The organism is Streptomyces sp. NTH33, from assembly GCF_003236365.1.
Classification (GTDB): Bacteria; Actinomycetota; Actinomycetes; order Streptomycetales; family Streptomycetaceae; genus Streptomyces.
This window is the reverse complement of record NZ_POTZ01000355.1, coordinates 1-7,315: the sequence shown is the minus strand read 5'-3', so window position 1 is coordinate 7,315 and position 7,315 is coordinate 1. Positions and strand designations below refer to the sequence as shown.

Below are 7,315 nucleotides of genomic sequence, written 5' to 3'. Positions count from 1 at the left end.
CGCGGCGGGGATCCTCGGGGGCGCCGCCGCGACCGGCTCGTCCTGCACCAGAGTGATCCCGCCCACGTGCCGCTCCCCTCGTCGCACCTGCCGTACGATTCCCGCACAATTCCCGCGGAAATCGACAACTACGAGAACTACGAACAAGCACGACGAGTTACGGCATACCGCCGACCCGTGGGGGGATCCACTCGAACCGGTGAGAGGCCAACGGGGCCCGCGCTCCGGTGAGTTGTTCGCGGGAGCCTACTTCTCGACCTCGGTGGCGAACTTGGCGAGCATGGCGTCGTAGATCCGGGCGAGCCCCTTGGGGGCGAAGGTCCTCTCGAAGAAGCCCCCGATGCCCCCGGCACCCTTCCAGGTGGTGGTGACGACGACGCGGCACCTGCCCTCACCGGCCGGGGTGACGCGCCAGGTGGTGACCATGGAGGAGTTGCGGTCCTTCTCGACGAGCTCGCCGTCGGTCGGCTCGCTGACCTCCATCAGGCAGTCGCGGACCCGCTTGCTGGTGGCCTGGAGCTTCCAGTGGACGAGGGTGCCCTCGCCGTCCCCGCCCTCGCGCACCTCGTACTCGCTGAAGTGCTCCGGCAGCATCTTCGGGCGGGTGTCGCGGTAGTCGGCGAGCGCGTCGAACACCTCATCAGCGCCAGCGGCGACGACCCGCTCCGTAGTGGCCTCGACCTGCGCCATGACTTCCTCCAGGAGATCCGTTCTCGGGCTTGGAGCAAGCCAATCACCCCCCTGCCCGGACCCCAAATCGGGGCCCGGTAAGTGATCGGACCCGGCACCGTGGGTGATCGGGAACGGCGCTCGTGCGGTCACTCGCACGATCAAGGGAACATGTGTTCTATTCTGTGGCCAGTGCTACCGAGGAGGCGTGATGCGCTGGGACAACCTCGCAGCGGACACAGGAGAATCCGATCACGGCAGGGCCGGCGCCGCGCTGTTCGGCGCGGACGCGGTGACCACCCGCACCTTCGACACGCCCGAGTTCCGCGGGATCACCTTCCACGAGGTCCGGGCCCGCTCGATCGTCAACTGGGTTCCGGGCGCCTCCCGGATGCCCTTCGAGTGGACGGCCAATCCGTACCGAGGCTGTACGCACGCGTGCGTGTACTGCTTCGCGAGGAAGTCCCACGGCTACCTGGACCTCGACACGGGCCTCGGCTTCGACACCCAGATCGTGGTCAAGGTGAACGCCCCGGACCTGCTGCGCCGGCAGCTGGCCTCGCGCCGCTGGAAGGGCGAGCACATCGCGATGGGCACCAACGTCGACTGCTACCAGCGGGCCGAGGGCCGCTACCGGCTGATGCCGGGCATCCTGACCGCGCTGCGCGACCACGCGAACCCCTTCTCGATCCTCACCAAGGGCACGCTGATCCTGCGCGATCTCGACCTGCTCACCCAGGCGGCCGAGGTCACCGACGTCGGCATCTCCGTCTCCGTCGGCTTCACCGACACCGAACTGTGGCGCACCGTCGAACCGGGCACTCCCCCGCCCCAGCGGCGCCTGGACGTGGTCCGCGCCCTCGGGGAGCACGGCATCGGCTGCGGAGTGCTGATGGCACCGGTGATCCCCTTCCTGAGCGACCGGCCGGCCCAACTGCGGGCGACGGTACGGGCGATCGCGGCGGCCGGAGCCACCTCCGTCACCCCCCTGGTACTGCATCTGCGCCCCGGCGCCCGTGAGTGGTTCATGGCCTGGCTCGGGCAGCACCACCCTCACCTGGTGCGCCGCTACGAGCGGCTGTACGCCGAGGGCGCCTACGCCCCGAAGGGGTACCAGCGCCGGATCACCCGTCAGGTGCACGACCTGGCACGGGAGTACGGCATCGGCCCCACGCACGCGGGAATGCCGCCCCGCGTCCGGTCGTCCGAGCCGGCCACGCCCACACCGAGCGCTCCGCCCGGCCCTGTTCAGCTTTCGCTCATCTGAGGTCAAACGAGTGGTCGAGAGAGTCTGAACGCTCGCCCGTCCGCGGTACGAGGAACCGGACGGACGGCGTATCGCGCATCCCCACAGAAGCGGCGTCGCGGCCTGTCCGGGCGGGCCGGCGCGGGGAGGGCACGACGTCACCGCGCGTCAGGCCCCTTGTCGCTTCACCGTTCCTCAAAAGCCGGGGACGGCCGGCCTCGAACCTCGGGCGTCGAGCTCGGCATGTCCGGCAACGGCCTTTGCCGTGTGTGTGGTTGAGGGTGCTGTCCGCGTCGGGCCCCTGTCCCGTGTCGTCCACTCGCACGTGGCGAGGGGCGACCGGGCGAGGGGACGAGGCGGCTGGGCTCACCGCAACCGACGGGACGGAGTTCGAAGCGGCGCACCGCCTGCGCGACAGGAGGGTTCACGTAAGACGTCTGACGTCATATGATCCGCGTCGGCGGCAGACGCCCTGCCGCTTTGAGCGATAGGACTGCGATGTCTCACTTCCGGCGAAGGCTCCGTTGGGGAGCAGGTCTGGTGGGGCTTTCCACCGTCGTGGCGCTGGCGGGCGGCGTGCCCGCGGCCGCGGCCACCGAGCAGGCGCCCGACTTCGACGCCACGCCCCTTCAGGCGGGCAAGCCCTTCTACGCGGAGCAGCAGCTCGCGACCAACGGCGAGGGAGGTTTCCCGAACTACCGGATCCCGGCGCTGACCGTCACCAACAGCGGCGACGTCCTCGCCTCCTACGACGGCCGGCCCACGGCGATCGACGCGCCCGGCCCCAACTCCGTCCTGCAGCGCCGCTCCACCGACGGCGGCGCCACGTGGCAGGAGCAGACGGTCGTCCACGAGGGCAAGCGGACCGCGCCCGTCGAGGGGTACTCCGACCCCAGTTACATCGTCGACCGCCGCACCGGTGACATCTTCAACTTCCACGTGAAGTCCTTCAACCAGGGCTTCGGCGGCTCCCGGCCGGGCGTCGACCCCGAGGACCGCAACGTGCTCCACGCCGAGGTCAGCGTCTCCCACGACGAAGGCCGCACCTGGGAGCACGAGACCATCACCGCGGACGTCACCGCCGACCTCGGGTGGCGTTCCCGGTTCGCCGCGTCGGGACAGGGCATCCAGCTGAAGTACGGCAAGCACGCCGGGCGCCTGCTGCAGCAGTACACGATCATCAATGGCGCCGGGGTCTTCCAGGCCGTGTCCGTGTACTCCGACGACCACGGCAGGAGCTGGAAGGTCGGCGAACCGGTCGGCGTCGGTATGGACGAGAACAAGACCGTGGAGCTGTCCGACGGCCGCGTCATGCTCAACTCCCGCGACTCGCAGCGCTCCGGTTACCGCAAGGTCGCGCTCTCCGAGGACGGCGGTGTCACCTACGGCAAGGTGACCATCGACCGGGAGCTGCCGGACCCGACGAACAACGCCTCCCTCGTCCGTGCCTTCCCCAACGCGCCGGAGGGCTCCGCACGCGCCAAGGTGCTGCTCTTCTCCAACGCGGCCTCCACCAGCCAGCGTGCCAACGGCATCGTCCGGATGAGCTTCGACGACGGCCGGACCTGGCCGGTCGGCCGGGTCTTCCAGCCGGGCGGCATGGCCTACTCGACGCTGGCGACCCTGCCCGACGGCAACGTCGGCCTGCTCTACGAGCCCGACGGCGGCAACGGCGGTATCCGCTTCGCCCGGTTCAACCTCGCCTGGCTGCAGGGCGTGGCCGCACCGCTGACGGCCGAGAACCTCACGGTCGAGCGCGGCAGCACGGCGACGTTCCGGCTCACGGTGGCGAACCAGAGCGGGTCGGCCCTCCACGTGAAGGACCTCACCCTCGGGGTGCCGGCGGGCTGGACGTACGAGCTGACCCCGCCGGACAAGATCCTCCCGGACGCTTCCGCGGCCGTCACCGCCACCCTCACCGTCCCGGCGGGCACGACCGGGGGCACCTATCCCGTGACCGCCACGCTCACGAACGCGAAGGGGCGCACCTCCCACGGTTCCTTCACCGTCGAGGTGGTGAAGTCGGCGGAGGAACGCACGCCGGGCCGCATCCAGGTGACCGGAGGCACGCTCACCAACCCCCGGAAGGACGGTTACCAGGCCGGTGACAAGCTGGTCTTCACCTACACCGTCACCAACCTGTCCGACGCGGCCACCACGGTGGTGCCGAGCGGCAACCTGAGGGACCTCGACCCGGCGGTCGACTCACGCAACTGCCGGTGGCGCGGCCTCGGGGCGAACGCCTCGTACACGTGCTCCTTCCCGTACCACGTGGTCTCGCAGGAGGACCTGGACGCCGGGTACTTCACCCCGGTGACCGAGTGGACCTCGAGCTCGGGCGACACCGTCACCGTGGTCGAGCACGTCGGCGAGCGCATCGAGCTGACCTGACCCGACCCGACGCGGATGCCGGACCGTGCCCTTCCACCGGGGCGGCCCGGCATCCGTCCATGGACCCGGGGCGCCTGCGCAGCCGCCATCAGCCGCCGGCCGGGATCGTCGTGCCGCATGCGAAGGGCCGGTCCAGCACGGTCGGTTCGGGCCGCTGCGCCCGCCACCGCGCCGCCTCGGCCTCATGGACTGACACCGTCTCAGTTGTCCGAGTCAACCCAACTCGCGCTTGTTTGAGATCGTTCGAGGGCCTCACTCGACCCTATTGGGTCAAGAATTGGCAGAACACGCTCTTCCGGGAGTGCTTTCCGGGACGATGCGGCGAGGATCGCGAGACCCGCGGTCCACAGCCTCTCCGTCCTGGGAGGACGTATGAGAAGAAGCGCTGCCGTGCTGTGCGGTGCCGCCGTCGTCATGGCCGGGTCCCTCACGGCCGTCCCCGCCGAGGCGAGCACGCCGCACCCCGCAGCCGCCGCGAAGGCCGTCAAGGTCACGTGGAAGAAGTGCGGCACCACGAACTACCCGACGCTCCAGTGCGGGTCGGTGAAGGTGCCGCTCGACTACAGGCACCCGTCCGGGAAGAAGATCACCCTGGCGTTGTCCCGCGTCCCGCACACCGCGAAGACGTACCAGGGCCCCCTGCTGGTCAACCCCGGCGGTCCCGGCGGCAGCGGTCTGACGCTGGCCGGGTTCGTCGCCTCCTCGCTGCGCAAGTCGGTCGCGGCCCAGTACGACGTCATCGGCTTCGACCCGCGCGGGGTGGGCAGGAGTTCCCCCGCCCTGGACTGCAAGCCGGGCTACTTCAAGCCGGTGCGCCCCGACTCGGTGCCGAGCACGCCCGCGATCGAGAAGGCCAACCTCAAGCGCGCGAAGGACTTCGCCGCCGCCTGCGGCAAGAAGTACGCGGGCGTGCTGCCGCACATCAACACGGTCAACGCGGCGACCGACATGGACGCGATCCGGAAGGCCCTCGGCGCGAAGAAGATCAATTACTTCGGTTACTCCTACGGCACCTACCTCGGCGCGGTGTACGCCAAGCTCCACCCGGAGCGGGTGCGCCGGCTCGTCCTGGACTCGATCGTGGACCCGACCGGCGTCTGGTACGACGACAACATCCAGCAGGACTACGCCTTCGAGGGCCGTCAGCACGCCTTCATGGCGTGGATCGCCAAGTACGACTCGACGTACAAGCTGGGCACCGACCCGGCCAAGGTCGAGGCCAAGTGGTACGCGATGCGGGCGGCACTCGCCAAGAAGCCCGCGGGCGGCAAGGTCGGCGCCTCCGAGCTGGAGGACACCTTCATCCCCGGCGGCTACTACAACGGCTACTGGCCCTACCTGGCCCAGGCGTTCGCGGCGTACGCGAACGACAAGAACACCGGCCCGCTCATCGAGGCGTACGACGACTTCGCCGCCGTCGGCCCCTCCGACGACAACGGCTACAGCGTCTACACCGCGGTGCAGTGCCGTGACGCCGCCTGGCCGCGCGACTGGCGGCAGTGGAGCAAGGACAACTGGGCCGTGCACGCCAAGGCGCCGTTCATGACCTGGAACAACGCCTGGTACAACGCGCCCTGCGCCTTCTGGCCGGTCTCCTCGAAGCGCCCGGTGAACGTCGCCAACAGCAAGCTGCCGCCGGCACTGCTGTTCCAGGCGACCGACGACGCGGCCACCCCGTACCCGGGCGGCGTCACGGTGCACCGTCTGCTGCGGAACTCCAGCCTGGTCGTCGAGCAGGGCGGCGGCAACCACGGCGTCACGCTGAGCGGGAACGCGTGCCTGGACAAGCACCTGGCCACCTACCTGACCAACGGCAAGGTGCCGCGCGGGAAGGGCGTGGCGGACGCGGTGTGCAAGAAGCTGCCCGACCCGAAGCCGCTGAGCACGAAGGCGTCCGCCCTGGCGGCCACGCCCGGCTCCGGCACCGCACCCGGCGCGACACTGCACGACTTCGTCCGCTTCCACGGCTGATCCACCCCGCGGGGGCGGGCGTTGTCGGACCCATGGTCCACCATGGACGCATGAGTGACCCGACCAGGATTCCCGCCCCCGCCGGGGTCGCCCCCGCCACGCAGTACGCCCACGTCGTCATGGGCACCGGCCGCTTCGTCGCGTTCTCCGGCCAACTCCCCCTGGACGAGGACGGCGAGCTCGTCGGCGAGGGCGACCCGGCCGCGCAGGCGCGTCAGGTCTTCGAGAACCTGCGCCGCTGCCTGGCCGCGGCGGGGGCCGGCTTCGAGAACGTCGTCAAACTCACCTGCTTCGTCACGGACATGGCCCACCTCCCGGCCGTCCGCGCGGCCCGCGCCACCCACATACCCGACGACCGCCTGCCCGCCTCCTCGGCCGTCCAGGTCTCCGCCCTGGTCCGCCCGGAGTTCCTGATGGAGATCGAGGCGTTCGCGGTGGTGCCCGAATGACGGCCCCACTGATCCGGCGGATGACCCTCGCGGACTGCGACCGGGTCGCCGAGATCCGCGTGCGCGGCCGGCGGAGCGCCTACCCGGGCCTCATGCCGCAGTCGTACCTCGACACGCTCAGTGTCGAGCGGGACGCCGAGCAATGCCGCACGCGTCTCGCGCGAGGCGACGGCAGCGTGGTGGACCTGGTCGCGGAACAGGGCGGCGACATCTTCGGCTGGGCGTGCCACGGTCCCTACCGGAACGATGAAGCCCTCACCGGGGAAACCGAGTTGTACGCGCTCTTCGTGGATCCGGCACGCTGGAGCGGCGGTATCGGGCGCACGCTGCTGGCGGAGGCCGTGCGCGGGTGCACGGCCTCCGGGCACCCGCGCATGTTCCTGTGGGTCCTGAAGGAGAACACCGGAGCCCGGCGCTTCTACGAGCGGGAGGGGTTCCGCGCGGACGGGACCGAGCAGTCCTTCGAGGCGGGCGGGGTCGCCGTGCCCGAGGTGCGGTACGTCAGGGAGTTGCCGGGCTGAGCCCGTCACCTCGCTTGTGGGATGCGGGCCAGGGCGTGGACCGCCGCCTCCGCCAGGGACGGGTGGGC

The 7,315-nt window shown here is 70.3% G+C and carries 6 protein-coding genes; 5 read left to right on the top strand and 1 reads right to left on the bottom strand.

The features are described from left to right. Positions 1 to 246: 246 nt before the first annotated feature. Positions 247 to 690: an SRPBCC family protein gene (locus C1I97_RS27065; RefSeq protein ID WP_111005768.1), complete on the bottom strand. Its 444-nt coding sequence runs from the start codon at positions 688 to 690 to the stop codon at positions 247 to 249. Between the two features lie 190 nt (positions 691 to 880). On the opposite strand from C1I97_RS27065, the gene C1I97_RS27060 reads away from it, so the two are divergent. The 5 genes from C1I97_RS27060 to C1I97_RS27040 all read left to right on the top strand — a co-directional run bounded on the left by C1I97_RS27060 (position 881) and on the right by C1I97_RS27040 (position 7,247). Then, entirely contained in the window at positions 881 to 1,936 is a 1,056-nt protein-coding gene (locus tag C1I97_RS27060) for an Rv2578c family radical SAM protein (protein WP_111005767.1), read from the top strand. A gap of 519 nt (positions 1,937 to 2,455) precedes the next feature. Beyond that, positions 2,456 to 4,306 carry an exo-alpha-sialidase gene (locus C1I97_RS27055; RefSeq protein WP_181446935.1) on the top strand — a complete coding sequence of 617 codons (1,851 nt, stop codon included), beginning with the start codon at positions 2,456 to 2,458 and terminating at the stop codon, positions 4,304 to 4,306. 372 nt (positions 4,307 to 4,678) lie between these two features. Beyond that, a complete protein-coding gene (locus C1I97_RS27050) occupies positions 4,679 to 6,277 on the top strand; it encodes an alpha/beta hydrolase (RefSeq protein ID WP_111005765.1) in 1,599 nt (532 codons plus the stop codon). 50 nt (positions 6,278 to 6,327) lie between these two features. Further along, complete coding sequence (locus C1I97_RS27045; protein WP_111005764.1) at positions 6,328 to 6,726, top strand: RidA family protein; 399 nt, start codon at positions 6,328 to 6,330, stop codon at positions 6,724 to 6,726. After that, complete coding sequence (locus tag C1I97_RS27040) at positions 6,723 to 7,247, top strand: GNAT family N-acetyltransferase (protein WP_111005763.1); 525 nt, start codon at positions 6,723 to 6,725, stop codon at positions 7,245 to 7,247. The genes C1I97_RS27045 and C1I97_RS27040 overlap by 4 nt, the downstream gene beginning before the upstream one ends. Positions 7,248 to 7,315: the final 68 nt, after the last annotated feature.

Bases quoted from the DNA above. Each gene is read 5' to 3' on its own strand.
- C1I97_RS27065 (WP_111005768.1), bottom strand. From the start codon at position 690: ATGGCGCAGGTCGAGGCCACTACGGAGCGGGTCGTCGCCGCTGGCGCT.
- C1I97_RS27060 (WP_111005767.1), top strand. From the start codon at position 881: ATGCGCTGGGACAACCTCGCAGCGGACACAGGAGAATCCGATCACGGC.
- C1I97_RS27050 (WP_111005765.1), top strand. From the start codon at position 4,679: ATGAGAAGAAGCGCTGCCGTGCTGTGCGGTGCCGCCGTCGTCATGGCC.
- C1I97_RS27045 (WP_111005764.1), top strand. From the start codon at position 6,328: ATGAGTGACCCGACCAGGATTCCCGCCCCCGCCGGGGTCGCCCCCGCC.
- C1I97_RS27040 (WP_111005763.1), top strand. From the start codon at position 6,723: ATGACGGCCCCACTGATCCGGCGGATGACCCTCGCGGACTGCGACCGG.